General features: G+C 70.0%; 22 protein-coding genes and 1 pseudogene. 13 read left to right on the plus strand and 10 right to left on the minus strand.

What is annotated here, in order from left to right:
• Positions 1 to 106: 106 nt before the first annotated feature.
• Complete coding sequence (locus ACRDSQ_RS17575; protein WP_431422507.1) at positions 107 to 706, plus strand: L,D-transpeptidase; 600 nt, start codon at positions 107 to 109, stop codon at positions 704 to 706.
• Here ACRDSQ_RS17575 and ACRDSQ_RS17580 read toward each other — a convergent pair whose 3' ends face one another.
• Positions 707 to 1,684: an NAD(P)/FAD-dependent oxidoreductase gene (locus tag ACRDSQ_RS17580; protein WP_431422508.1), complete on the minus strand. Its 978-nt coding sequence runs from the start codon at positions 1,682 to 1,684 to the stop codon at positions 707 to 709.
• A 63-nt stretch (positions 1,685 to 1,747) separates the two neighbouring features.
• Here ACRDSQ_RS17580 and ACRDSQ_RS17585 point away from each other — a divergent pair, with 63 nt between their 5' ends.
• On the plus strand, positions 1,748 to 3,139 hold the full coding sequence (locus tag ACRDSQ_RS17585) for a class II fumarate hydratase (protein WP_431422511.1): 1,392 nt from the start codon (positions 1,748 to 1,750) through the stop codon (positions 3,137 to 3,139).
• Here ACRDSQ_RS17585 and ACRDSQ_RS17590 read toward each other — a convergent pair.
• A complete protein-coding gene (locus tag ACRDSQ_RS17590; protein WP_431422514.1) occupies positions 3,136 to 4,029 on the minus strand; it encodes a DMT family transporter in 894 nt (297 codons plus the stop codon). The two genes, ACRDSQ_RS17585 and ACRDSQ_RS17590, sit on opposite strands and share 4 nt — an antisense overlap.
• Before the next feature lie 17 nt (positions 4,030 to 4,046).
• Here ACRDSQ_RS17590 and ACRDSQ_RS17595 point away from each other — a divergent pair, with 17 nt between their 5' ends.
• Positions 4,047 to 5,438, plus strand: a complete 1,392-nt coding sequence (locus tag ACRDSQ_RS17595; RefSeq protein ID WP_431422517.1) for a PLP-dependent aminotransferase family protein — start codon at positions 4,047 to 4,049, stop codon at positions 5,436 to 5,438.
• Here ACRDSQ_RS17595 and ACRDSQ_RS17600 read toward each other — a convergent pair whose 3' ends face one another.
• Positions 5,439 to 6,080, minus strand: a complete 642-nt coding sequence (locus ACRDSQ_RS17600) for a hypothetical protein (RefSeq protein ID WP_431422519.1) — start codon at positions 6,078 to 6,080, stop codon at positions 5,439 to 5,441.
• 104 nt (positions 6,081 to 6,184) lie between these two features.
• On the opposite strand from ACRDSQ_RS17600, the gene ACRDSQ_RS17605 reads away from it, so the two are divergent.
• The 4 genes from ACRDSQ_RS17605 (at position 6,185) to ACRDSQ_RS17620 (ending at position 11,307) form a co-directional block, all read left to right on the plus strand.
• Entirely contained in the window at positions 6,185 to 7,711 is a 1,527-nt protein-coding gene (locus ACRDSQ_RS17605; RefSeq protein ID WP_431422573.1) for an ATP-dependent DNA ligase, read from the plus strand.
• 138 nt (positions 7,712 to 7,849) lie between these two features.
• The gene (locus ACRDSQ_RS17610) at positions 7,850 to 8,938 is read left to right on the plus strand and encodes an RNA-guided endonuclease InsQ/TnpB family protein (RefSeq protein WP_431422521.1); all 1,089 of its coding nucleotides are present in this window, start codon (positions 7,850 to 7,852) and stop codon (positions 8,936 to 8,938) included.
• On the plus strand, positions 8,935 to 9,852 hold the full coding sequence (locus ACRDSQ_RS17615; protein ID WP_431422523.1) for a hypothetical protein: 918 nt from the start codon (positions 8,935 to 8,937) through the stop codon (positions 9,850 to 9,852). Before ACRDSQ_RS17610 ends, ACRDSQ_RS17615 begins: the two co-directional genes overlap by 4 nt.
• 18 nt (positions 9,853 to 9,870) lie before the next feature.
• Entirely contained in the window at positions 9,871 to 11,307 is a 1,437-nt protein-coding gene (locus ACRDSQ_RS17620; protein WP_431422524.1) for a GuaB1 family IMP dehydrogenase-related protein, read from the plus strand.
• Positions 11,308 to 11,354: 47 nt separating this feature from the next.
• On the opposite strand, the gene ACRDSQ_RS17625 is transcribed toward ACRDSQ_RS17620, so the two are convergent.
• Both ACRDSQ_RS17625 and ACRDSQ_RS17630 read right to left on the minus strand, forming a co-directional pair.
• Positions 11,355 to 12,743, minus strand: coding sequence for a PhoH family protein (locus ACRDSQ_RS17625; protein WP_431422526.1), 1,389 nt, complete (start codon positions 12,741 to 12,743; stop codon positions 11,355 to 11,357).
• Between the two features lie 358 nt (positions 12,744 to 13,101).
• Positions 13,102 to 13,878 (minus strand): isoprenyl transferase, encoded by a 777-nt coding sequence (locus ACRDSQ_RS17630; RefSeq protein WP_431422528.1) that lies wholly within the window; start codon positions 13,876 to 13,878, stop codon positions 13,102 to 13,104.
• 49 nt (positions 13,879 to 13,927) lie between these two features.
• Here ACRDSQ_RS17630 and ACRDSQ_RS17635 point away from each other — a divergent pair, with 49 nt between their 5' ends.
• Together ACRDSQ_RS17635 and trhA are read left to right on the plus strand one after the other, a co-directional pair.
• Positions 13,928 to 14,365: a CoA-binding protein gene (locus ACRDSQ_RS17635; RefSeq protein WP_431422530.1), complete on the plus strand. Its 438-nt coding sequence runs from the start codon at positions 13,928 to 13,930 to the stop codon at positions 14,363 to 14,365.
• Positions 14,366 to 14,437: 72 nt separating this feature from the next.
• A complete protein-coding gene (trhA, locus tag ACRDSQ_RS17640; RefSeq protein ID WP_431422574.1) occupies positions 14,438 to 15,097 on the plus strand; it encodes a PAQR family membrane homeostasis protein TrhA in 660 nt (219 codons plus the stop codon).
• Positions 15,098 to 15,103: 6 nt separating this feature from the next.
• On the opposite strand, the gene ACRDSQ_RS17645 is transcribed toward trhA, so the two are convergent.
• Complete coding sequence (locus ACRDSQ_RS17645) at positions 15,104 to 15,658, minus strand: hypothetical protein (RefSeq protein WP_431422532.1); 555 nt, start codon at positions 15,656 to 15,658, stop codon at positions 15,104 to 15,106.
• Positions 15,659 to 15,953: 295 nt separating this feature from the next.
• Complete coding sequence (locus ACRDSQ_RS17650; protein WP_431422534.1) at positions 15,954 to 17,957, minus strand: thioredoxin domain-containing protein; 2,004 nt, start codon at positions 17,955 to 17,957, stop codon at positions 15,954 to 15,956.
• Positions 17,958 to 18,038: 81 nt separating this feature from the next.
• Between ACRDSQ_RS17650 and ACRDSQ_RS17655 the strand changes: the two genes are divergently transcribed.
• Positions 18,039 to 18,239 carry a DNA polymerase beta superfamily protein gene (locus ACRDSQ_RS17655; protein WP_431422536.1) on the plus strand — a complete coding sequence of 67 codons (201 nt, stop codon included), beginning with the start codon at positions 18,039 to 18,041 and terminating at the stop codon, positions 18,237 to 18,239.
• A gap of 248 nt (positions 18,240 to 18,487) precedes the next feature.
• The gene (locus ACRDSQ_RS17660; RefSeq protein ID WP_431422538.1) at positions 18,488 to 18,946 is read left to right on the plus strand and encodes a VOC family protein; all 459 of its coding nucleotides are present in this window, start codon (positions 18,488 to 18,490) and stop codon (positions 18,944 to 18,946) included.
• A gap of 28 nt (positions 18,947 to 18,974) precedes the next feature.
• On the opposite strand, the pseudogene ACRDSQ_RS17665 reads toward ACRDSQ_RS17660, so the two are convergent.
• Positions 18,975 to 19,160: pseudogene (locus tag ACRDSQ_RS17665) on the minus strand (hypothetical protein); the annotation flags it as partial.
• A 47-nt stretch (positions 19,161 to 19,207) separates the two neighbouring features.
• On the minus strand, positions 19,208 to 20,089 hold the full coding sequence (gene mca, locus ACRDSQ_RS17670) for a mycothiol conjugate amidase Mca (RefSeq protein ID WP_431422540.1): 882 nt from the start codon (positions 20,087 to 20,089) through the stop codon (positions 19,208 to 19,210).
• A gap of 128 nt (positions 20,090 to 20,217) precedes the next feature.
• On the opposite strand from mca, the gene ACRDSQ_RS17675 reads away from it, so the two are divergent.
• Together ACRDSQ_RS17675 and greA are read left to right on the plus strand one after the other, a co-directional pair.
• Positions 20,218 to 20,658, plus strand: coding sequence for a DUF4307 domain-containing protein (locus ACRDSQ_RS17675; RefSeq protein WP_431422542.1), 441 nt, complete (start codon positions 20,218 to 20,220; stop codon positions 20,656 to 20,658).
• Between the two features lie 172 nt (positions 20,659 to 20,830).
• Positions 20,831 to 21,328: a transcription elongation factor GreA gene (gene greA, locus ACRDSQ_RS17680; protein WP_431422576.1), complete on the plus strand. Its 498-nt coding sequence runs from the start codon at positions 20,831 to 20,833 to the stop codon at positions 21,326 to 21,328.
• A 96-nt stretch (positions 21,329 to 21,424) separates the two neighbouring features.
• On the opposite strand, the gene ACRDSQ_RS17685 is transcribed toward greA, so the two are convergent.
• On the minus strand, positions 21,425 to 23,416 hold the full coding sequence (locus ACRDSQ_RS17685) for a ricin-type beta-trefoil lectin domain protein (RefSeq protein ID WP_431422544.1): 1,992 nt from the start codon (positions 23,414 to 23,416) through the stop codon (positions 21,425 to 21,427).
• Positions 23,417 to 23,688: the final 272 nt, after the last annotated feature.

The raw sequence follows: 23,688 nt of genomic DNA on the forward strand, positions 1-23,688 counted from the left end.
CGCCCAAGTCGCGGGATAACGGGTTGGTAGCGGACAGCAACTTTCCGTGGTCCAAGGGCGTCTTGTCGGTAGGGGCTTGTCCCACTTAGCCGACAAGGAGCTGGACATGCGGGTCAGCAAGACGATGTTGGGGGCGACGATCGTCGCGATGGCTCTGCTCAGCGCGTGCGGAAGCACACCGGAGCCCGCCGCCCAGGTCGGCACCACCACCACGACGACGTCCTCCAAGGCGCCGACGACCACACCGTCGACCACCACACCGGCGCCGACGACGACCACGACGCCGCCGGTGACCACCACGACGAAGCCGAAGCCGAAGCCGACCACGACGAAGCCGCCCGCGCCGCAGTCGCAGGGCAGCCCGTGCAAGGCCACGGCCGACGCGTGCATCGACCTGTCGGCCAACAAGTCGTGGCTGCTCAAGGACGGCAAGGTCGTCTACGGTCCGGTCCCGATCACCCACGGCCGCCCGGGCTACCGGACGCCGGTGGGCACCTTCCGGGTGGGCTGGAAGGACATCGACCACAAGAGCAGCATCTTCAACAACGCGCCGATGCCGTACTCGGTGTTCTTCAACGGCGGCATCGCCTTCCACGCGGGCAGCCTGACCGTGCAGTCCCATGGCTGCATCCACCTGTCCAACGCGGCTGCGAAGCAGTACTACAACTCGCTGCCGGTCGGCGCGGTCGTCCAGGTTGTCCCGTAGCTATTCGGCGTTGCTTGAGTGCCCTGGGAACAGGTGCGCTTCGGGGTTGAGGGCCACGGCGATGTTGTTGACCGCCGTGGCCGCCTCGCCGAAGCCGGTCGCGATCAGCTTGACCTTGCCCGGGTAGGCCGCGACGTCTCCGGCCGCGTAGATCCGGTCGCGCGCGGTGCGCATGGTGGAGTCGACGGAGACGCTGCGGTGGTCGATCTCCAGGCCCCATGACTCGATCGGCCCGAGGTCGGCGGTGAAGCCGAGCGCGGCGACGACGGCCTGGGCAGGCAGCACCTCGACCTCGCCGCCGACCATCACGTCGATCTCGTGCAGGCCTTCGTCGTCACCGCGCAGGGCCGTGACCTGGGCATCGGTGATGACGCGGACGCCGAGGTTCTCCACCTGGCGCACGGTCGCCGGCATCGCGCGGAACTTGGCGCGGCGGTGGACAAGGGTGACGCTCGACGCGATCGGGTGCAGGGCCAGCGCCCAGTCGAACGCGGAGTCACCACCGCCGACGATGACGACGTCCTGGTCGCGGTGCACTTCCAGGGCGGGCACGAAGTGGACCATGCCGCGGCCCAGCCAGCCGTCGCCCGCGGGCAGCGGCCGCGGGGTGAACTCGCCGATCCCGGCGGTGATCAACACGGCCCCGGCGCGCACGGCGGTGTCGCCGTCCAGGGTGACCTCGAACTTCCCGTCCACTTCGGACAGCTCGCGGGCCCGCCTGCCCAGCAGGTAGGTCGGCTTGTACTGCTCGGCCTGCTCGACCAGCGCGTTGACCAGGTCGCGGCCGAGAACGGCGGGGAACCCGGCCACATCGAAGATCATCTTCTCCGGGTACATCGCGGTGACCTGGCCGCCGGGCTCGGGCAGCGAGTCCACCACGACGGTGCTCAGCTCGCGGAACCCCGCGTAGTAGGCGGCGAACAGGCCGGTGGGGCCAGCGCCGACGATCAGCAGGTCGACATCCACAGGAGCCGTCATCCCTCCACCCTATGTGCCGAAGCTGACCATGCCCAGCTTCCAAAACGGGGTGACACTGGACCCATGGCCGAGTACCGCATCGAGCACGACACCATGGGCGAGGTCCGCGTTCCCGCCGACGCACTCTGGCGGGCGCAGACGCAGCGGGCGGTGGAGAACTTCCCGATCTCCGGGCGCCCCCTCGAACGTGCGCAGATCCGGGCGCTCGGGCTGCTGAAGGCCGCCGCCGCCCGGGTGAACGCCAAGCTGGGCGTCCTCGATCAGGACATGGCCGACGCGATCGCGGACGCGGCGACGGAGGTGGCCGACGGCGGACACGACGGGCAGTTCCCCATCGACGTGTTCCAGACCGGGTCGGGCACGTCGTCGAACATGAACGCCAACGAGGTGATCGCGACCCTGGCCACCCGCGCCCTCGGCCGCGAAGTTCACCCGAACGATCACGTCAACGCGTCCCAGTCCTCCAACGACACCTTCCCCACGACCATCCACCTGGCCGCGACCGAGGCCCTGGTCGAGGACGTCGTCCCCGCGCTGAAGCACCTGGCCGAGTCCATCGAGGACCGGGCCGCGCAGTGGGGCGACGTGGTCAAGTCCGGCCGCACGCACCTCATGGACGCGGTCCCGGTGACCCTCGCCCAGGAAGCAGGCGCCTGGGCGGCGCAGGTCCGCTACGGGGTCGAGCGGCTGGAGGCGGTCCTCCCCCGGCTCGGCGAGCTGCCGATCGGCGGGACCGCCGTGGGCAGCGGGCTCAACGCGCCGGACGGCTTCGGCACGCTGGTGTCGGGCGAGCTGGCCAGGATCACCGGACTGCCGGTGACCGAGGCCCGCGACCACTTCGAAGCCCAGGCCACCCAGGACTCGGTCGTCGAGGCGTCCGGCCAGCTGCGCACGGTGGCGGTGTCCCTGTTCAAGATCGCCAACGACCTGCGCTGGCTGGGTTCGGGGCCGCGCACCGGGCTGGCCGAGCTGGCGCTGCCCGACCTGCAGCCGGGTTCGTCGATCATGCCGGGCAAGGTGAACCCGGTGATCTCCGAGGCGACGATGATGGTCGTGGCCCAGGTGATCGGCAACGACGCGGCGGTGGCGTTCGCGGGCAGCCAGGGCAACTTCCAGCTCAACGTGATGCTGCCGGTGATCGCCCGCAACGTCCTGGAGTCCGCCCGCCTGATCGCCGCGGTGTCGCGTCTGCTCGCGGACAAGGTGATCACCGGCATGGAGCCGGATGTGGAACGGCTGCGGGAGCAGGCCGAGTCCTCGCCGTCGATCGTGACCCCGCTCAACAAGTACCTAGGCTACGAAGAGGCGGCGTCGATCGCGAAGCAGTCGCTGAAGGAACGCCGCACGATCCGCGACGTTGTCCTGGAACGCGGGCATGTGGATGCCGGGAAGCTCACGGTCGAGCAGCTCGACGACGCGCTGGACGTGCTGCGGATGGCCCGCGGCGGTCGTTAGCCACGCAACCCGAGCGCACAGCCCGCGGCGACTATCGAGGCGCCCGCGAGCGCGGCGATCGTCAGCGGCTGAGCGCCCAGGGCCACCGCGACGACCAGCCCGGACACCGGCATGGCGCCGATCAGCACCGCCGCTCGGCCCGCGCCCAGCACCGAAACACTTTGGTACCAAAGGCAAAACGCCACCACGGTGATCACCGCGACCGCCAGGATCGCGACCGACTCCACCGCCGTCGGCAGCCGGAACACCCCGTCGAAGGGCACCGCGAGGACGCCCGCGCACACCGCCGCGAGGACATGGCACCACAAGGCGACGGAGAACGTCCCGAGCCTGCGGACCACCCCGACGGCGAACAGCGTGAACGACGCCTCGCACAGCATCGTGAGGATCGCGAGCAGCAGTCCAGGCCCGCTCCACGTTCCCCCGCCCGACAGCACGACGATGCCCGCGACGACGAGCCCCGCCCCGGCGAGCGCCTGGACGGCGGGCCGCACACCGGACATCAGGGGTGCGACCAGCGCGATCACGAGTGGGCTGCCGCCGATCACCGCGGCGACCAGCCCGGGTTCGGCGTGGTGCTGCGCGGTGAGCAGGAAGATGTTGAAGCCGATCATCCCGACGCCGACGACCGCCAGCAGCGCGGGCAGGTCCTTCAGCCTCGGCAGGGTGATTGGCAGCCCCCGGGCCAGGGCCCAGACCGCGATCAGCACGGCGCCGAGGGCGTAGCGGGCGGACTGACCCGCCAAGATCGGGTAATGCATGAGCAGGCCGGACACGGGGACGCTGCCGCCGATGAACGCGCAGGCGAGCGCGCCCGCGGCCACTCCCCGCCTGGTGGGTCTCGCGATGGTGATCGTCACGGGATTCAGCTTCACGGCCGACTGGTCCATCCGTAAGCTCCACTTTCGTGGCGAAGAATTGGTCCACTTTTCGTGAGCTCCTGATGCCCGACTTCGCGGAGCCGCGGCGTGGCACCCGTGGGCGGACGCTGGAGGCGGCGCTGCGGGCGGCGATCCGCGAAGGCAGGCTGCCGCTGAGCACGCGGCTGCCGTCGAGCCGGGACCTCGCGGGCCAGCTGGGCGTCGCCCGCGGGACGGTGACCGCCGCGTACGCCCAGCTCGCCGCCGAAGGGTTCGTGGTCTCCCGGCACGGTTCGGGGACGGCGGTGGCGTGCACGCTCGTCCCGCCCGACCCGCGCGCGCCCGATTCGGATCCGGCGGAGCGGCGGTGGCGCTACGACCTGCGTCCCGGGCTGCCCGCCTTGGGCGCGTTCCCCCGCGCGGCTTGGCAGGCGGCGACCCGCGCCGGGCTGGCCGCCCTGTCCGACGACGAACTCGGCTACCCGAACCCGGCCGGACTCCTGACCCCGCGCCGGGAACTGGTCGGCTACCTCGGCCGGGTGCGGGCGGTCGACGCGGGCGATGTGGTGATCACCCACGGCGTCGCGGAGTCGCTCGCCCTGCTCGCAGCCGTGCTGCACGCCGACGGACACCGGGAGGTCGCCGTCGAGGACCCGACGCACCCGGGCATGTCGGAGGTGTTCGCCGCACACGGGCTGCGGCCGGTCGGCGTCCCGGTGGACGACGAGGGAATTCGGGTGGACCTGTTGGCCCGCACCGGATGCCGCGTGGTCCTGGTGACCGCCGCGCACCAGTTCCCACTCGGTGTCGTGCTCAGTGCCGACCGGCGCCGAGAACTGCTGGCCTGGGCGCGCGAGCGCGACGGCCTGGTCGTCGAGGACGACTACGACGCCGAACACCGCTACGACCGCCCCGCCGTGGCCGCCACCCAGGCGCTCGACCCCGAGCGGGTGGCCTACGTGGGCAGTGTGAGCAAGGTGCTGGCACCCGCGATCCGGCTCGGCTGGCTGGTGGCGCCCACCGCTTTGCGAGACCGGCTCGTGGACCGCAAACGCCTGTCCGACTTGGGCTGTTCGCCGATCGCACAGGCCGCCTTCACCCACCTGCTGCGCTCCGGCGGCTACGACCGGCACCTGCGGCGCACCCGACAGTTGTACCGCCAACGCCGCGACGCTTTGCTGGGTGCGGTCTCGGCCGAACTGCCGGGCTGGCGCCCACACGGTGTCGCGGCGGGACTGCATGTGGTGCTGCGCCTGCCCGACGGCACCGATGACGCTGTCCTGCAAGGGAAACTGGCGGACATCGGGATCAACGCGCCCGCCCTGTCCGGCTACCTCGTCGACCGGCAGGCACCGTTCCCCGGTCTCGTCGTCGGGTACGCGGCCACCACACCCGACCGGCTCCGAGCCGCCGTCAGCGAGATGGCACGACTGTCGTGATCAGACAGAGCAGACGTCCACCCGCGCCTCAAGGATGATCTTCGTCAGCACCCGCGATGCGTTGAACTGCAGTCGGTAGAGTGCTTTCGGGTTGCCGGGTACGGCCACCGTCGGGCCGTGGGGGTAGTCGAAGTGCGCCGGGTCGAAGTCCGGGTACGTCGCGTGGACCTGGGCCGCGGTCCAGCCGATCCGCATGCCTTCCGGGGTGTGGATCCAGTCCACCTGCTTGGGGTGGATCGCCCACACGCCATGGGTTTCGCTGACCACCGCCTGGTCCAGCGCGGTGATCGGCAGCGCGGGCCACGGCGCGCAGAGGCCGTCGCCCTCGGTGGTGCGGGTGAGCATGCCGAGGGCCTCCGCGGCGTCGGCGGACATGCCCAGCCGCAGCGTCTGCCAGCCGAACGGGCCGATCACGTCGTTCCCACCCGATGGGGGTTTCCCTTTGGTGGTGGGCTTCTTCGCCGGGCTCTTCACCGTCTCCACTTCGGACGGACGCGGAGTCGGTGTGACAGCGGGGGTCGCGACCGGGCCGCCGGTCGATGTCGTCGGCGGTGGCGCGGCGTCGGACTTCGGCGCCGTGCAACCCGACCCGCCCACGGCGACCGCGCACACCGCGATCGCCACCCGGTGGCTGACTCCCATGTGACCGCTCCCTGATTCGTCTGGCTCCCACACCAGAAGACGGCCATCCCCCGCCGAGGTTGCGGGTGTCGGTCGAGCGCGCTCGGGGCAGGATGGACCCCATGGTGCGACTGACGGACGTGGTGGCGGTGTCGGCGGAGGTCGGCGCGACCCGGTCCCGGCTGGCCAAGGTGGCCGCGATCGCCGGAGCACTGCGCCGAGCCGAGGACGCCGACGAGGCCAAGGCGGTGGTCGCGTTCCTCTCCGGCGCCATCCAGCAGGGCCGCATCGGCGCGGGCTGGCGGACCCTGGTCGAACTCCCCACCCCCGCACTCGCCCCAACCCTCGGCGTGGCCGACGTCGACGCGGCCTTCGACCGGCTCGTGGACACCCGCGGCGCGGGTTCGGTGGGCAGGCGCGCGGAGATCATCGCCGGATTGTTCGGCGCCGCCACCGCCGCCGAGCAGCGGTTTCTCCGCGCGCTGATCACCGGTGAGCTGCGCCAAGGCGCGCTGGAGGGCGTGATGCTCGACGCGGTGGCGAAGGCCGCCGACGTGCCCGGTGCGGCGGTGCGGCGGGCGTTCATGTTGTCCGGTCGGCTCCCCGAGACCGCCGCGCTGGCGCTCGCAGGCGGGGTCGACGCGCTCGCCGCGGTGCGGCTGGAGCCGGGCAGGCCGGTCCGGCCGATGCTCGCCTCCCCGGGAACCTCCGTGGCGGCCGCGATCGCCGACCTGAGCCCGTGCCTGGTCGAGTACAAACTCGACGGTGCGCGGATTCAGGTGCACAAGGTCGACGACGAGATCCGGGTGTTCACCAGGACCCTGCGCGAGATCACGGACAGCGTGCCCGAGTTGGTCGAACTCGTCCGCGGGCTGCCCTGCCACACAGTCGTGCTCGACGGCGAGACGCTGGCCCTCTCCGACGACGGCAGGCCGCGCCCGTTCCAGGAGACCCAAAGCCGGTTCGGCAGCACGACCGAGGATCAGGTTCGGGCGCTGCTTCTGCGGCCGTACTTCTTCGACTGCCTGCACCTCGACGGCGTCGACCTCATCGACGAGCCGCTCCGGGCCCGCAACGAAGCGCTCAACCGCGCGGTCGGTCCCCACGTGATCCCCGGCGCCGTCGACCCGACGCCCGAGGCCGCGGAGGCGGTCGGGGCGGCGGCACTGGCGGCGGGCCACGAGGGCGTGATGGTGAAGGACCTCGACTCGACCTACCAGGCGGGCAGGCGCGGAAAGGCCTGGCAGAAGGTCAAACCCGTGCACACCCTGGACCTCGTCGTGATCGGCGCCGAGTGGGGGCACGGCCGCCGGTCGGGGTTCCTGTCGAACCTGCACCTCGGCGCGCGCGACCCCGACGGCGGGCCGCCGATCATGGTGGGCAAGACGTTCAAGGGCCTGACCGACGAACTGTTGCGTTGGCAGACCGCGGAGTTTCCCAAGTACCAAAGGGACCGCGACGACTGGACTGTCTACTTGCGACCGGAGCTGGTGGTGGAGATCGCCTTGGACGGGGTGCAGGCCAGCACCCGCTACCCAGGTGGCGTGGCCCTGCGCTTCGCCCGTGTGGTCCGGTACCGGCCGGACAAGCAGGCAGCGGACGCCGACACGATCACCGACGTCCGCGGCCTGCTCCCGGTGACACCGGGCTGAAACCGGCGGCGGCCCAGGCGGGCAGGGTCTCGCCCGGGCCGCCGTCCTCGGGTCAGGGGACTGGCGAGCATTCCCTGGCCAGGCTGGTCTCACCGGTGTCTCCTGATTTTGTCGGTGGTGGTCGTTAGGTTGATCGGCATGTCCCGATTCCGGCTCCAGCCGAGCCCTTCGCAGGAGCGAGCGTTGCTGGAGCACTGCGGGCACGCACGGTTTCTCTGGAATCTCGCGGTAGAGCAACACGCCCACTGGCAGCCTGGGCGCAAGGCCGCGCCCGGGTACGCCGAGCAGTGCCGCGAGTTGACGCAGGCACGAGCGGACAACCCGTGGCTCGCCGCAGGGTCTGTGATGGTGCAGCAGCAGGCGCTGCGGGACTTCGCCCAGGCAATGGCCAACTTCTTCGGCCGAACCCACCGACGCCCGACCTGGCGCAGGCGCGGGCGGAGCGAAGGCTTCCGGATCGTCGGGGTCACCCCGGGTGACCTGCGCCGGGTGTCTCGCAAGGTCGGTGAGGTGCGGGTACCCAAGGTCGGGTGGGTGCGGTTCCGCTGGTCGCGGGCGGTCTCCAACGGTGTGAAGTCCTACCGGGTCACCCGAGATCGGGCGGGCCGTTGGCATGTGGCGTTCGCCGTGGTGCCCGAGCCCATTCCGGCGCCAGGAACTGATGCTGCGGTCGGTGTGGATCGTGGTGTGGTGGTGTCGGCGGCGTTGTCCACGGGAGAGTTGCTGTCGGCGCCCACCTTGCGCCGACCCGAGAAGACCCGGCTGCTGCGATTGCACCGCAAACTCGCCCGGGCCCAACGCGGCTCCAACCGGCGCGGCAAGGTCAAGGCAGCGATCGCGAAGCTCAGGGCCCGCGAAACCGATCGTCGTAAGGATTGGGTGGAGAAGACCAGCACCCGCCTGGCCCGAGAGTTCGACGTGATCGCGGTCGAAGACCTCAAGATCGCCACCATGACCCGGTCGGCGAAAGGCACGGTCGACGCGCCCGGCAGGCGTGTGCGGCAGAAAGCGGGCCTGAACCGGGGAATCCTCGCCAACGGCTGGGGTCAGCTCGTGACCCGCCTGGGACAGAAGGCTCCAGGTCGGGTGGTCAAAGTCGATCCGCGGTTGACGAGTCAGCGTTGTTCGGCGTGCGGGGTCGTGGCTCGGGAGGCGCGCGAGAGCCAAATCCCAGCCTTCAGGCGGGGAGGATGTCAAAGCGGTGAAGGCGAGGTCCGGTCCGGTTGACCCCTGAAGAGCTGGCTGAGGCCCTGCGGCGCGGCCCTTTCCACCTGGCGCTGCGCAGCGCGATCGCCCACCGCGGGCTCTCGCTGGCCCGGCTGCGCTCACACCTGGCCCGCCTCGAAATCCAGGTCGCGGAGTCCACGCTGAGTTACTGGCAGCGCGGACTGCGCCATCCCGACACCCAGCACGCCCTCCCGGCGGTGCGCGGGTTGGAGACCGTGCTCGGCCTGCCCGCCGACTCGCTGGTCGTGCTCGTCGACCCCCGTCAGCGCGGCGGCCGACCGCGCCGGGCCGCGACGTCGTTCTCGGAACTCGTCTTCAGCGGGCCGGTCACCCGCGCCCTGTTCACCCAGATCGGCGCGGACGCCGACGCGGCCAACGCGGACATCGAGCTGATGTTCGTCCATGAGCGCATCACCATCGCCAAGGACCGCTCGCAGGGCCGCATCCAGACCCGAGTGGTCGGCCGCACCCGCCGGGCCGGGGTCGACCGGTACGTGGCGGTCTACAACGGCGAACCCGGCGTCGACATCGCCGAGGTGCGGGTCAGCGCGGACGAGGGCTGCAGGCTGGGCCGGGTCCGCAGGCTCGACACGTGGGTCGTCTTCGAGCTGATGTTCGACCGCAGGCTGATCGAGAACGAGACGATCGTGCTCGCCTACACCGTCGACGACGAGTCCGGCATCGAGTGCCCCGGCTACTCCCGACTGTTCCGGGTGCCGTGCGGCCCGTTCCTGCTGCAGATCGAGCTGCCGCCGGACAACCTGCCCGCGCGGATCACCCAGGTGGTGCGCGGCAACGACACGCTCCCGCCGAGCGCGTGCGACGAGCTGTTCTGCGACCGCGACCGCATGGTCAACGCCTTCTTCCCGTCGGTGGAACCCGGTATCGCGGGAATCGCGCTGGACTGGGACTGACGAAGTACGGTGGGTGACGTGCACTTCGCCCACGGCAAGCCGGACCATGACCTCACCTACGACGACGTCTTCCTGCTGCCCGGCCGCTCGGCCGTCGCCAGCCGGTTCGACGTCGATCTGTCCACTTCGGACGGGACGGGCACGACCATCCCGATCGTGGTGGCCAACATGACCGCCGTCGCGGGCAGGCGGATGGCCGAGACGGTCGCCCGCCGCGGCGGGCTGGTGGTGCTGCCCCAGGACGTCGACCCGAAGGTGGTCGGCGGGATCGTGTCCTGGGTGAAGTCGCGCCACACCGTGTGGGACACCCCGCTGGTGCTCACCGCCGCCGACTCGGTCGCCGACGCGCTCAACCTGCTGCCCAAACGCGCGCACGGCGCGGTGGTCGTCGTCGACGGTGACGGCAAGCCGATCGGTGTGGTCGACGAGGCCGCGTGCCAGGGCGTCGACCAGTTCACCCGGGTCATCGAGGTCGCCGACCCCGGTTTCGCGATGCTGCCCACCGACAGCGCCCCTCGAACCGTGTTCGACCAGTTGCACGGCCGCGCGGCGCGGGTCGCGCTGGCGGTCGACCGCGACGGCAGGCTCACCGGCATCCTGACCGAGTCCGGCGCGCTGCGCGCCGACCTCTATCAACCCGCCGTCGACGCCGAGGGCAAGCTGCGCGTCGCCGCGGCCGTCGGCGTGAACGGCGACGTCGCCGCGAAAGCGGACGCGCTGCTCAAGGCGGGCGTCGACACGCTGGTCGTCGACACCGCGCACGGCCACCAGGAGAAGATGCTCACCGCCCTGGCCGCCGTCCGGTCGGTCTCCCCCAGCGTGCCGGTCGTCGCGGGCAACGTGGTCACCCCCGAGGGTGTCCGCGACCTGATCGAGGCGGGCGCGGACGTCATCAAGGTCGGTGTCGGCCCCGGCGCCATGTGCACGACCCGGATGATGACCGGCGTCGGCCGCCCCCAGTTCTCCGCCGTCGCCGAATGCGCCGCGGCCGCGCGCGAGCTGGGCAAACACGTGTGGGCCGACGGCGGCGTGCGGCACCCCAGGGACGTCGCTCTGGCCCTGGCGGCCGGGGCGGCGAGCGTGATGATCGGATCGTGGTTCGCGGGCACCTACGAGTCCCCTGGCGACCTGCGCCGCGACGAACAGGGGCGGCTCTACAAGGAGTCGTTCGGCATGGCGTCGAAGCGGGCGGTGTCCGCGCGGACACGGTCCGACAGCGGGTTCGACCGGGCGCGCAAGGCGCTGTTCGAGGAGGGCATCTCGACCTCCCGGATGCTGCTCGACCCGGCCGCGCCCAGCGTCGAGGACCTGCTCGACTCGATCTGCTCGGGGGTGCGCTCGGCGTGCACGTACGCGGGCGCGCACGACCTCGACGAGTTCCACGAACGCGCCGTGGTCGGGATGCAGTCGGCGGCCGGGTTCGCCGAGGGTCGCCCGCTCCCCGGCGGCTGGTAAGGAATCCCCGCCCCGCGACGCGGGACGGGGATTCCGGCAGACGTGGACTATCCGGTGTGGTCCTCTAGCATCTCCGTCACCAGGGCGGCGATCGGGGACCGCTCGGACCGGGTCAGCGTGACGTGGGCGAACAGCGGGTGCCCCTTGAGCTTCTCGATGACCGCGGCGACCCCGTCGTAGCGGCCGACGCGCAGGTTGTCGCGCTGGGCGACGTCGTGGGTGAGCACGACCCGGGAACCTGAACCGAGCCTGGACAGCACCGTCAGCAAGACGTTGCGCTCCAGCGACTGGGCCTCGTCGACGATCACGAACGAGTCGTGCAGCGAGCGGCCGCGGATGTGGGTCAGCGGCAGCACCTCTAGCATCCCGCGGTCGAGGACTTCCTCGATCACGGCCTTGCTGACCAGCGCTTCGAGGGTGTCGAAGACCGCCTGCGCCCAGGGCTGCATCTTCTCGCTCTCGGACCCCGGCAGGTAGCCGAGGTCCTGCCCGCCGACCGCGTACATCGGCCGGAAGACGACCACCCGCTTGTGGAGGCCGCGTTCCATGACGGCCTCCAGCCCGGCGCACAGCGCCAGCGCCGACTTCCCGGTGCCCGCTCGGCCACCGAGGGAGACGATGCCGATGTCCGGGTCGAGCAGCAGGTCCAGCGCGATCCGCTGCTCGGCTGAGCGGCCGTGCAGCCCGAAGGCCTCACGGTCGCCGCGCACGAGCCGGACCTGCTTGTCCGGGGTGACCCGGCCCAGCGCGCTGCTGGTGCCCGCGAGCAACCGCAGACCGGTGTTGACCGGGTGGTCCGCGCTGTCGAGACCGAAGTCGGCCAGGTCGACCGTGTGGTCCTCGGCGGCGAACAGCCCGTCGACGAGATCCTGGCCCACCTCGACGTCGGCGATGCCCGTCCAGCCGGACGGCGTCACCTCGCCCGCGCGGTACTCGTCGGCGTCGAGACCGACCGCACCGGCCTTGACCCGCAGCGGGATGTCCTTGGTGACGAGCGTGACCGCGAGGTTCTCGGCCGCGAGGTTGAGCGCGCACGCGAGGATGCGCGCGTCGTTGGAATCGGTGCGGAACCCGGCTGGGAGCACCGACGGGTCGGAGTGGTTGAGCTCGACATGGAGGGAGCCGCCGGAGTCGCCGATCGGGATCGGCTTGTCGAGCCTGCCGTGGGCCAGCCGTAGATCATCGAGCAGTCGCAGGGTCTCCCGTGCGAACCAGCCCAGTTCGGGGTGGTGCCGTTTGCCCTCCAGCTCGCTGATCACGACCAGCGGGATCACGACCGAGTGCTCGGCGAACCTGGTCAGTGCCCAGGGGTCGGAGAGCAGGACGGAGGTGTCGAGGACATACGTGCGCGGGGCTGGGTCGGCCTCCTTGGAAGACGTGCGAGAAGAGCCTGAGGAAAGGCTGGCAGTGCGCCTGGACGATCGCGAAGCAGTCACGGCAACTCCCTCACGGACACGGCACCGCGTCCGCTCCTCGGTGGGCCGGGCACTGGCCCTGGCTGGTCGGCCGGGTCGCAGTCGGGGTTACCGACTTCGACCTCGCCGTCCACGAGGACCGGGTGCCGGCCCCCTCGCGATCGTCATGCTCACGACCAGGACCTCCCGGGCCGGATCGCCATGGACACGATCCGACACTTCAAAAGTTACCTGCGTGGACCGACACTTCGCTGGCTGCCACACAGGTGATTTTCCTTTTTGTCACCGGGCGGCCACGCTGACGACACGTGATCACTCGACAGAGAGTGACTACCCGCGCACACCAGCGCGTCATCGCGGGGGCGTCATCTGCCTGCGGCTAGGAGCCGAATCGGCGGTGCCGAATACCATAAGCGCGCAGGGCTCGCAAAAAATCGGTGCGCCGGAAATCGGGCCAGTAGGCCTCGCAGAAATGGAACTCCGAATGCGCGGACTGCCACAGCAGGAATCCCGAGAGACGCTGTTCACCGGATGTTCGGATCACGAGGTCCGGGTCGGGCTGGCCTGAGGTGTAGAGGTGTTCGGCGATGTGGTCGACATCGAGGACCTCGGCGAGTTCCTCGATCGTGCTGCCCGCCTCGGCGTGCTGCTGCAGCAGCTTGCGCACGGCGTCGGCGATCTCGCGGCGACCGCCGTAGCCCACGGCGATGTTCACTTCCATCCCCGTGCGCCCCTCGGAGCGCTGCGCCGCCGCCGAGAGCCGCTTGGCCGTCTCGGTGGGCAGGATGTCGAGGGCGCCGATGATCCGCAGCCGCCACGGGCGGCCCGGCTCGGCCAGCTCGTCGACGACGTCGCCGATGATCTCCAGCAGCGGGGCCAGCTCGGACTCCGGGCGAGTCAGGTTGTCGGTCGAGAGCAGCCACAGGGTGACGACCTCGACCCCGGCCTCGTTGCACCACCCGAGCAGATCGGCGATGCGCTGGGCCCCGACCCGATGGCCGTCGTTGACGTCGGTGAACCCGGCTTCCCGCGCCCAGCGCCGGTTTCCGTCGAGCATCACGCCGACATGGCGGGGGATCTCACCGCCCGCTTGCCGCAGGAGACGCTTCTCGTAGAGGCCGTACACAACGTCGGCCACCCGCCTGCGAAGACTCACGGCGAGCAAGAGTACGCCGTTCGGCCCCGGCAACAGGCACACTGGTCGTGTGCACCGCACTGGGATCGATCCGATATGGCAGGACCTCACGGTCATCGAGCGGCTGGTCCACGAATCCCGGACCGTCGCCGTGGTCGGCCTCAGCGCCGATCCGGCACGGCCCAGTTTCGGCGTGGCCAAATACCTGGTGGCGAGCGGTCTGCGGGTGTTGCCGGTGAATCCGGCGCTGACCGAGTGGGAGGGCCTGCCCGCGTACGCGTCGCTGGCCGACATCGACGTGCCGATCGACATCGTCGACGTCTTCCGCAGACCCGAGCACGCGCCCGGCCACGCCGAGCAGGCCGTCGCGGTGGGCGCGGGCGCGCTGTGGCTGCAGATCGGGGTGATCAGCGAGCAGGCGGCGCGGATCGCCGCCGACGGCGGCCTCGACGTCGTGATGGACCGGTGCCTCAAGGTCGAACACCGCGAGGTCGTCGGCTGGTCCTGATGTGCGGCCGGCCACAGCCTCCGGCGACGCAACTTACGGTCCCGTAGCGTTGGCGGCGTGACGGCAGCGACGATGACCGAACCGGATCGGCCCACCAAGCCGCGGATGCGCGGTGTCATCCACTTCTGGTCCTTCATCGTCTCCGTGGTGACCGGCGCGACGCTCATCGCGCTCGCCGCGTCCACTGTGTCCGGTGTCGCCGCGCTCGCCACCTCCGTGTACGTCATCACCGTGCTCGGCCTGTTCGGCGTGAGCGCGCTCTACCACCGCCGCTGGTGGGTGACCGAGCGCGCCCGGACGTGGATGAAACGCCTCGACCATTCGATGATCTTCTTGTTCATCGCGGGCACGTACACCCCGTTCTGCCTGCTCGCCATGAGCAAGCCGACCGGGTACGTGATCCTCGGTGTCGTCTGGGGCGGCGCGCTGCTCGGGGTCGGGCTGAAGCTGCTGTGGCCGCACGCCCCCCGCTGGCTCGGCACCCCGATCTACATCGCGCTGGGCTGGGTCGCCGTGTTCGTGCTGCCCGAGCTGCTGCGCAGCGCCGGTGTCGCCGCCCTCGTGCTCATCCTGGTCGGCGGCGCCTTCTACACCGTCGGCTCGGTCTTCTACGCGACGAAGTGGCCCAACCCCTGGCCGGGCGTGTTCGGCCACCACGAGTTCTTCCACGCCGCCACCGTCATCGCGGCCCTCTGCCACTATGTCGCGATCTGGCTCGTTCTGTACTCCTGAGTCCGCTCAGAGCTCAGGTCCCCGGGCCCGAAGGTCGTCAACCTTCGTCATGGCCTCTCGCAGCTCACCGAGCCACTCCTCGGCGTGCGCCCCCACGAGCCGCACAGCCCACGCCAGCGCCTCGGACCGCGACCGGGCCACCCCGGCGTCGACGAGCGTGTCCAGCACCAGCCGCTCGGGCTGCCGCAGCCGGGTCATCACCGGCACGGACAACGTCGTGAACAACTCCTCCGTCGATCCCTGCCGCGCGCCCCACGCCACCTTCCGCGCGTACCGGTGTTCGGCCTGCCGGGCGATTTCGATGCGCTCGTCGCGGGTGGCTTCGCGCCAGCGGGAGATTCGGCCGGACTCGGCGGCGGCGCGGGCGGCGTCGTCGGCGTAGTCGCCGTCGAGGTCGGGCAGGGTGCCGACGATGAGGATCTCCTCACGGTCGATGGTCACGGTGGGTTCACCGGTGAACCAGCCGTCGGGCAGCCTGCCGGAGAACCAGCCCGCCGCGTCGTCGGCGGAGGGAAGGTCGGACTGTCCGCCGCGCGGGCGGTGGCTCCAGGTCCTACGCATGTCAGCTCCTTGATTACATGATTACCTTACTGCTGACATTACGCCGATACAGCACGCCTGGGGCCGCGTTCGCCGTGGGCGGACTTCGATACCCTCCGAGCGACCACCAGGGGGATGATCATGACTTCCGTCGACTACGCGCAGTCGAGCGTGGGTCAGCACCCTGGCCCACTGGTCCGGCGCACCCCGCGAGGTGGGCGAGGCGGGCATGGGCTGGCTCGGCCGCTGGGTGGACCGCGACGCCACTCCCGCGCAGCCCCTCCAGGCCATGGCCGCCGCTCGCCTTCAGCCGCGGTCAGCCACCCAGCGACGACACCAGTTCCGCCACCGACGTCCGCGGCCGGTCGCACACATAGCCCCGGCACACGTATGCCGCCGCCTGCCCGTCCACCAGCGGCCGGTCGGCCAGCAGCGGCGCCGAGTCGGGTTCGCCCGCCACCACCACCGCCCCACCCGGCGCGTGTTTGACGGCGGCCTCGACCAAGTCCGCGCGCTCCGCCGGTGCGCCCACGATGGCCACCTGGACGGGTCCATGCGCGACGGCCTCGGCGACGGTCAGCCAGTGACCGGCGAACCGGGGTGCCCGCGAAGCCAGAATGCCCGCCCGGTAGATCGCCTCCTCGCACGCCGACCGATACCTGTCGGCCCGCTCCGGGCCGGCGAGTGCGGAACCGGCCAACAGCGCGCCCGCCAGCGCCGACGCACCCGACGGCGAAGCGTTGTCGCCGGGGTCCGCCGGCCGCCAGACCAGGGCGTCGGCGTCGTCGGCGGTGTCGTGGAACGCGCCGGGCATGGTGGGGTCGGCGAAGTGGGCCAGCGCGGTGTCGAGCAGGTCGCGGGCCGCGTCGAGCCTGCGGTGGTCGGCGGTGGCCTGGTGCAGGGTGAGCAGCGCGTCGGCGAGGCAGGCGTAGTCATCGAGGACTCCCGCCGCGGTGCCCACGGCACCCGCGCGGGAGGTGCGGCGGAGCCTGCCGTCGACCCAGTGCAGGCGCAGCAACAGGTCCGCGGCCCGCTCGGCGGCGGTGATCCACTCGGGCCGCCCCAGGGCCAGCCCGGCTTCGGTGAGCGCAGCGATCGCCAGGCCGTTCCACGCCGTCACGACCTTGTCGTCGCGGCCCGGCTGCGGGCGGGTGTCCCGCGCGGCGAGCAGTGCGGACCTGACCTGCCGCCAGCGCGACGCGTCGTCGACCTCGCGGCTCAGGCGCAGGGTGGACGTCCCGTGCTCGAAGGTGCCGGACTCGGTGACGCTCAACAGCTCCGCCGCCCAGGCGCCGTCCTCGGCGCCTAGCACCTCGGCGAGCTGAGCCGGGGTCCACACATAGGTGAGGCCCTCTTCGCCTTCGGTGTCCGCGTCCAGGGACGAGGCGAAACCGCCTTCCGCGGTGGCGAGGTCGCGCAGCAGGAACGTGGCCGTGTCGACCGTGACCTCGCGGTAACGCTCACTTCCCGTGCGCCGGAACAGATGCGCGGCCAGCCGGAGCAGCAAAGCGTTGTCGTAGAGCATCTTCTCGAAGTGCGGCACCACCCAGCCCGCGTCGACGCTGTAGCGGGCGAACCCGCCCGCCAGCTGGTCGTTGAGGCCGCCGTCGGCCATGGCCCGCATCGAGCCCTCCACGATGGACAGCGACTCGACCGAGCCGGTGCGCTCGTGGTGGCGCAGCAGGAACTCCAGCACCATCGTCGGCGGGAACTTCGGCGCGCCGCCGAAACCGCCGTTGACCCGGTCGTAATCGCCGGGCAGCGACGCCGCGGCTCCGGCCAAGACCTCCTCGTCCACGATCGACTCGACCATCGGCCCGGTCTGCTTGCCCAGTTCCTCGACGATCCGGTCGGCGGCCTCGCGGACCTCGCCGTCCTGCGCCGACCACGCGTCGCGGACGGCGGACAGCAGCTGCCGGAACGACGGCACGCCGTGCCGCGGTTGCGGCGGGAAGTAGGTGCCGCAGTGGAACGGCTTCGCCTCGGGGGTGAGGAAACACGTCATCGGCCAGCCGCCGTGGCCGGTCATCGCCTGCGTCGCGGTCATGTACACGGCGTCGACGTCGGGCCGCTCCTCGCGGTCGACCTTCACGTTGACGAAGTTCTCGTTCATCAGCGCCGCCGTCTCGGCGTCCTCGAACGACTCGTGCGCCATCACGTGACACCAGTGGCACGCCGCGTAGCCGATGGACAGCAGCACCGGCACATCGCGGCGCGCGGCCTCGGCGAACGCCTCCGGACCCCACTCCCACCAGTCGACGGGGTTGTCGGCGTGCTGGAGCAGGTACGGGCTGGTCGAGAGGTGCAGCCGGTTCGCCATGCCTCAACCCTCTCAAATGGCATGAGATCCGGCAGCGAGTACGCGACACTTCCCGGGTGCTGACCCGCCGAAGGAATCTCGATGCCCCTCACGCTTCCTGACCTGACCGAGGTGGTCGCCGCCGAGACCCACCCGCCCGTGTTCGCGACCGTCTCGGGCGCCCACCTCTACGGCTTCCCCTCCGCTGACTCCGACATCGACCTGCGCGGCGTGCACCTGCTCGCCGAACCTCGGCGGCCCCGCGTACCTGGCCGAGCTGATCGAGGCGAAACGCACCGGTGAACACCGGAACCTGGATACCACCGACATCATCGACGCACCGCGCCTGGCGGCGGAGGTGGAGCGGCTGCACGAAGAGCTGACAGTGACCAAGGACGCGACCCGACTGCCTGAGCGGCCCGCCGTCGACGGGCAGATGCACGACCTGGTCGTCCGCGCCCGGCTCAACTGAACGAAAACAGCGTTTTCGTGAGGCGCACGCCTGCCCGCGGCGGGAGAGTGGACCCACCACCGCGATAAGGGAGAGGACGATGGCGTCGCTCAACATCACCCCGTGCCTGTGGTTCGACACCCAGGGCGAGCAGGCCGCGGAGTTCTACTGCTCGGTGTTCCCCAACTCGAAGATCAAGGATGTCGCCCGCTACGGCCCGAACATGCCCGGCCCCGAGGGCCAGGCCATGACGATCGACTTCGAGATCGACGGCAACCCGTTCGTCGCGCTCAACGGCGGGCCGGAGTTCAAGTTCAGCGAGGCGGTGTCGTTCCAGATCTTCTGCGAGGACCAAGCCGAGGTGGACCACTACTGGTCGGCTCTGCTCGCCGACGGCGGCGAGGAGAGCCAGTGCGGGTGGCTCCGGGACAAGTTCGGCCTGTCCTGGCAGGTCATCCCCACCCGGCTGATGGAACTGGTCGAAAACCCGGGTTCGATGCAGGCCATGCTCAAGATGCGCAAGCTCGACATCGCCGAACTCGAACGCGCCGCGACTTGACCGGCGGGCCTTAGTCCTTCTTGTCCTCGGGCTCGTCGAAGCTCTCCGGGACCCGCTTGAGGTGCTTGGTCATCGAGCGGATCAGGAACGCCACGGCGATGAAGAACAGGATCAGGATCAGGAAGCCCAGCGGCGAGGACTTGCCGAAGTCCTCGCCCTGCCCGCCGGGGTCGGCGGGCAGCGGCGGCGTCGGCGTCGGCTGGGTGAGGACCATCGGCACGGTGGCCGACAAGTCCGGACCAGTCAGGGTCCCGAACGAGATCATAGTGTCACCTTCTCAGCGACCCCGGAGAACAAGTCGTCCTCGGGGAGGGTGCTGTCCACCAGCGACCGGACCAGCTCGTACTCCTCGAACGGCCACACCGTGCGCTGGATCTCCAGCGGCACGGCGAACCAGCGGCTGTCCGGGTCGATCTGGGTGGCGTGGGCGAGGAGCGCGGCGTCGCGGACCTCGAAGTACTCCGAGCAGTGGATCTTCGTGGTGACCCGGTGGGAGATGTCGCCGCGGTCGGCGCTCCAGTTCTCGAGCCACTCGCCGTAGGGAGACTCGAGGCCCGCGGCGAGCAGCGCCTCATGCATGGCGACCAGGCGGGCACGGGAGAAGCCGTGCATGTAGTACAGCTTCAGCGGGGTCCACACCTCGCCCGCCTCGGGGTAGAGGTCCGGGTCGCCCGCGGCGTCGAACGCGGCGACGGAGACCTCGTGGCAGCGGATGTGGTCGGGGTGCGGGTAACCGCCGTTCTCGTCATACGTGAGCACGACGTGCGGCTTGAACTCGCGGATCGCCTGGACCAGCGGCGGGACCGACTCCTCCAGCGGCACCAGGGCGAAGCAGCCCTCGGGCAGCGGCGGCAGTGGGTCGCCCTCGGGCAGGCCCGAGTCGACGAAGCCGAGCCAGCGGTGCTGCACACCGAGGATCTCGGCGGCCTTGGCCATCTCCGCGCGGCGCACGGCCGGGATGTCGGCGAGGACCTCCGGGCGGTCCATGGCCGGGTTCAGGATGTCGCCACGCTCGCCGCCGGTGCAGGTCACGACCGTGACCTCGTGACCGTCGGCGACGTACTTCGCCATGGTGGCGGCGCCCTTGCTCGACTCGTCGTCCGGATGGGCGTGTACCGCCATCAAACGCAGCTTCTCGGCCATGACCTCTCTCTGCCCCCTCGTCGTATGGGGTGCCGCGCCAGGCGGATACTCGACCCGGTAAGTCGAACGCGTCGCGGCGGGTCCATTGTTCCCGCCCTGGCGGACACCCGTCACAGGAGGCCCCTCGAATGACCGTGGCCGGTCACGCACTGCCGGAAGGCCGCTACGGCAAGCCGCGCGCCAAGCGATCCCGGCGGACCACCGTGGTCCTCATCGCCCTCGGTCTTCTCGCAGGTGGGGGCGCCACCTACCTCGCGTACACGAACCTGGGAAGCGCCCCGATCGAGGCCGAGCGCATCTCGTTCGCCAACCAGCCGGACAACCGGATGCAGCTGGTTTTCGACGTCACGCGGCAGACCCCGGACCTGGCCGCGGTGTGCATCGTGCGGACCCGCGGCATCGACGGCGGCGAAGGCGGGCGCAAGGAGGTCTACATCGCCCCCGGACCCTCTCCCGTACGCGTGACGACGGTGATCTCCAGCTCATCCGAACCGGTGACAGCCGACGTGTTCGGGTGCTCCTACCAGGTGCCCGCATACCTGTCCACAGGACAGCCGCCAACGGGGTGAACTGCGTCCTTATCGGTGCGAAACCAGACAAAACGGACACTTTAGCACGCCTGTTCATGCTATTCTCGTCTACCTGCACGGCCCCTAGGCGGGCCGTGTTTTTCCATTCCGGGTGCTCGACGAAGCCCGGGACTGCCGGCCCGTAACCACGGGCCCGGAGTACGACGAGGAGTTGGTGACCGTGAGCGACACCCAGGTGACCTGGTTGACCCAGGAGGCCTACAACCGGCTCAAGCACGAGCTCGACGAGCTGATTGAGAACCGCCCGGTCATCGCGCAGAAGATCAACACCAGCCGCGAGGAGGGTGACCTCAAGGAAAACGGGGGCTACCACGCGGCCCGTGAGGAGCAGGGGCAGCAGGAGGCCCGGATCCGGCACCTGCAGGAGTTGCTTCGCGGAGCGAAGGTCGGCGAAGCCCCGTCCAACGACGGCGTCGCCGAGCCGGGCATGGTGTTGACGGTCCGCTACGAGGGCGACGACGACGAGGAGCAGTTCCTGCTCGCCACCCGCGAGGAAGGCAGCGAAGGCGAGCTCGAGGTCTACTCCCCCGAGTCGCCGCTGGGTCGCGCCTTGCTGGGTGCCAAGGAAGGCGAGACCCGCGAGTACGCGCTGCCCAACGGCAAGACCCAGAAGGTCACGCTGACCAAGGCGGTCCCGTACAGCGGCTGATCTGACGCCTGACATTCGAGGCCGCCGGTGGGAACCTCCCACCGGCGGCCTCGCCTTCGCTCAGCGACGATCGCAGGGTGTCATCCCTGAGCGCGGTCAGTAGACGCTGCTGGGCATCCACTGGTTGTAGCCGTACGCGATGCGCAGCGGCTGGGTCTCGTTCCAGTTCCAGGTCTGCGCGCTTGCGTTGGCGGGGTCGCGTGGTTGCAGGGTGACCGGGCTGCCGTGGACACTCGCGGCCGTGAGAACCAGGTTCGGGTCACGGGGCTGGAACAGGTATCCCTCCGGGCTGAGTTCCCAGCGGCCGTTGGGCACCCACTGGCTGTTCTGGTAGACGCACTGCGTTATCCGCAACGGTAGGCCTGCCACCGACTGTCCGGCGTCGAGGCAGTAGCCGGGTGAGCGGCCGTTGGTCACCTGGCCGGACACCGGGTTGTAGGACCATTTCTGATCCGCGGAGCCGAGCTCGCAGGTGTAGGACAGCATGATCTGGCCGTCGGCGGGCGCGCTGCCCGGCACGTCCAGACACCAACCGTTGGACGGGGTGCTCAAGTTGCGGTACGCGCCGGTCAGCGTGGTGAAGTTCAGTCGCTGGTTGGGCGCGTCACCGCAGGCCGTCAAGGTCACGTTCCACCCCACCGGGTTCTCGGGGGCTCCCATGGTCGCGCACATGTTCGGGCTTCCCTTGACCCGCACCAGGTCGCCGTCCAGCACCCACTTCTGCGCGTTGCCACCGTTGCAGTCCCACACTTGCAGCTGCTGCCCCACGGTGAAGGTGTTCGTGTCCCAACAGCGGTCGTGGGTGAGCTGGGAGTGGATGGACTCGTTCTCCGGGTCGTACCACCAGCCCTGGTTGCGGCCACCATGGCACGGGTAGGACAACAGCTTGTAGCCGTTGCGGCTGGAGTAGCCCTGGGTGTCGACGCACAGCCCGTTGACCGGGTTCTGCACCTGCTTGAACTCCATCAGCTCGGGCCGGAAGATCGAACTGTTGGTGCTGGCCGGGTCGTAGCAGGTGCCAGTCGCGGCGCCGGAGTTGTACATGTCGCGCATGCACCGAGCGAAGGCCGCGTGGCCGGCCACGTTGGGGTGCCAGGACTGGCGCCAGTCGTTGGGGTTGAAGATGTTGCCGGTGTTGAGCAGGCCGGTCACCCATGGCTGCTCGGTGCACGGCTCGTGCCCGGCGAACAGGCGCGACGCGTCGATGTAGCGGGTGTCCGAACTCAGCGCCGCGTCGCGCACCGCCTCTTCGAACATCGGCACGAGCTTGTTGCGCCCCGCGGCCATATCGGCCAGGTACAGCGTGCAGCCGCCGAAGTACCAGCCGGGGAACTTCGGGTTGTCCTCGACGTCCGGGCTGACCGGGCTCGGGTAGGACGACACGATCAGCTGATATTCGCCCTGCTGGTACCCGGCGTCGCGCATGATCGACCGGATGTCGGCGATGCCGCCCCGCAAGTTGTTGCGCACCACGGTGAACCGGGCGACCTCGTTGCCCGACTCGCTCTGCCAGCAGGTGCCTTTGAAGAACACCCGGTTGTCGCTGCACTTGGTCATCAGCGGGCCGAACTCGATGCCGCCGTAGTCGTTGGCGCTCATCACCAACCAGATCATCTTGACCTGGGTGTTGCGGGCCTGGATCGCGAGCTTGTCGCCCTGGTTGTCCGACTTCTCGAACGTGCCCGGGCCCTGGAAGCGCAGATTCTCGTTGCGGCCACCGGAGCAGGCGATGTTGCTCTTCACCTCGACCGGGATGTCCACGACCTTGATCGCGGCCTTCACCGAACGATGGCAGTAACTGGTGGGCCCGTTCGTCCCCGGCTCGTACAGACTCAGGTCACCGGTGCCCTCACCTGAGATCTCACTGTCCCCCGCGCTGATCACCGAGGTCTTGCGCTGCTCGATCGGCCGGATCTCCGGGCTGCCGTACAGCGCGGTCGCCTCCGCGGCCCGCCGTGCCTCCAGATCCGCGGGTAGCGGCACGATCTCGGCCGGCGCCGCGGTCGCCGCAACCGCGGGCAGGGTGATGACGCCGATCATGGCCAGGACGGCCGCGCTCAGCGTTGCCGCGTACTTGCTCGGACCCATGAATTCTCCTCGCAGGGGGTAAGGAGTGAGTGAGTGTGGTGTCAGTCACTGTGACACACCGGCCTACTGTGCCACACCGACGCAAGTTTGTGAAGCTTCCTCATATTGCCGGTCTGACCGGCTTTGATCATCTGATCAGCCGCCGCCGACCGGCCGCCCTGAATCCGACTTTGGTCGGTAGCGGGGTCATATTCGCCTCGGCGACACTCGCCTACACCTCTCGACCTGAATTTCATTCGGATGTCCGCCCCTAGCGCGAAGTGGGTGTCGCG

The organism is Actinokineospora sp. (genome assembly GCF_050699995.1).
Classification (GTDB): Bacteria; Actinomycetota; Actinomycetes; order Mycobacteriales; family Pseudonocardiaceae; genus Actinokineospora.

Bases quoted from the DNA above. Each gene is read 5' to 3' on its own strand.
- ACRDSQ_RS17575 (WP_431422507.1), top strand. From the start codon at position 107: ATGCGGGTCAGCAAGACGATGTTGGGGGCGACGATCGTCGCGATGGCT.
- ACRDSQ_RS17580 (WP_431422508.1), bottom strand. From the start codon at position 1,684: ATGACGGCTCCTGTGGATGTCGACCTGCTGATCGTCGGCGCTGGCCCC.
- ACRDSQ_RS17585 (WP_431422511.1), top strand. From the start codon at position 1,748: ATGGCCGAGTACCGCATCGAGCACGACACCATGGGCGAGGTCCGCGTT.
- ACRDSQ_RS17590 (WP_431422514.1), bottom strand. From the start codon at position 4,029: ATGGACCAGTCGGCCGTGAAGCTGAATCCCGTGACGATCACCATCGCG.
- ACRDSQ_RS17600 (WP_431422519.1), bottom strand. From the start codon at position 6,080: ATGGGAGTCAGCCACCGGGTGGCGATCGCGGTGTGCGCGGTCGCCGTG.
- ACRDSQ_RS17610 (WP_431422521.1), top strand. From the start codon at position 7,850: ATGTCCCGATTCCGGCTCCAGCCGAGCCCTTCGCAGGAGCGAGCGTTG.
- trhA (WP_431422574.1), top strand. From the start codon at position 14,438: ATGACCGAACCGGATCGGCCCACCAAGCCGCGGATGCGCGGTGTCATC.
- ACRDSQ_RS17645 (WP_431422532.1), bottom strand. From the start codon at position 15,658: ATGCGTAGGACCTGGAGCCACCGCCCGCGCGGCGGACAGTCCGACCTT.
- ACRDSQ_RS17650 (WP_431422534.1), bottom strand. From the start codon at position 17,957: ATGGCGAACCGGCTGCACCTCTCGACCAGCCCGTACCTGCTCCAGCAC.
- ACRDSQ_RS17655 (WP_431422536.1), top strand. From the start codon at position 18,039: ATGCCCCTCACGCTTCCTGACCTGACCGAGGTGGTCGCCGCCGAGACC.
- ACRDSQ_RS17660 (WP_431422538.1), top strand. From the start codon at position 18,488: ATGGCGTCGCTCAACATCACCCCGTGCCTGTGGTTCGACACCCAGGGC.
- mca (WP_431422540.1), bottom strand. From the start codon at position 20,089: ATGGCCGAGAAGCTGCGTTTGATGGCGGTACACGCCCATCCGGACGAC.
- ACRDSQ_RS17675 (WP_431422542.1), top strand. From the start codon at position 20,218: ATGACCGTGGCCGGTCACGCACTGCCGGAAGGCCGCTACGGCAAGCCG.
- ACRDSQ_RS17685 (WP_431422544.1), bottom strand. From the start codon at position 23,416: ATGGGTCCGAGCAAGTACGCGGCAACGCTGAGCGCGGCCGTCCTGGCC.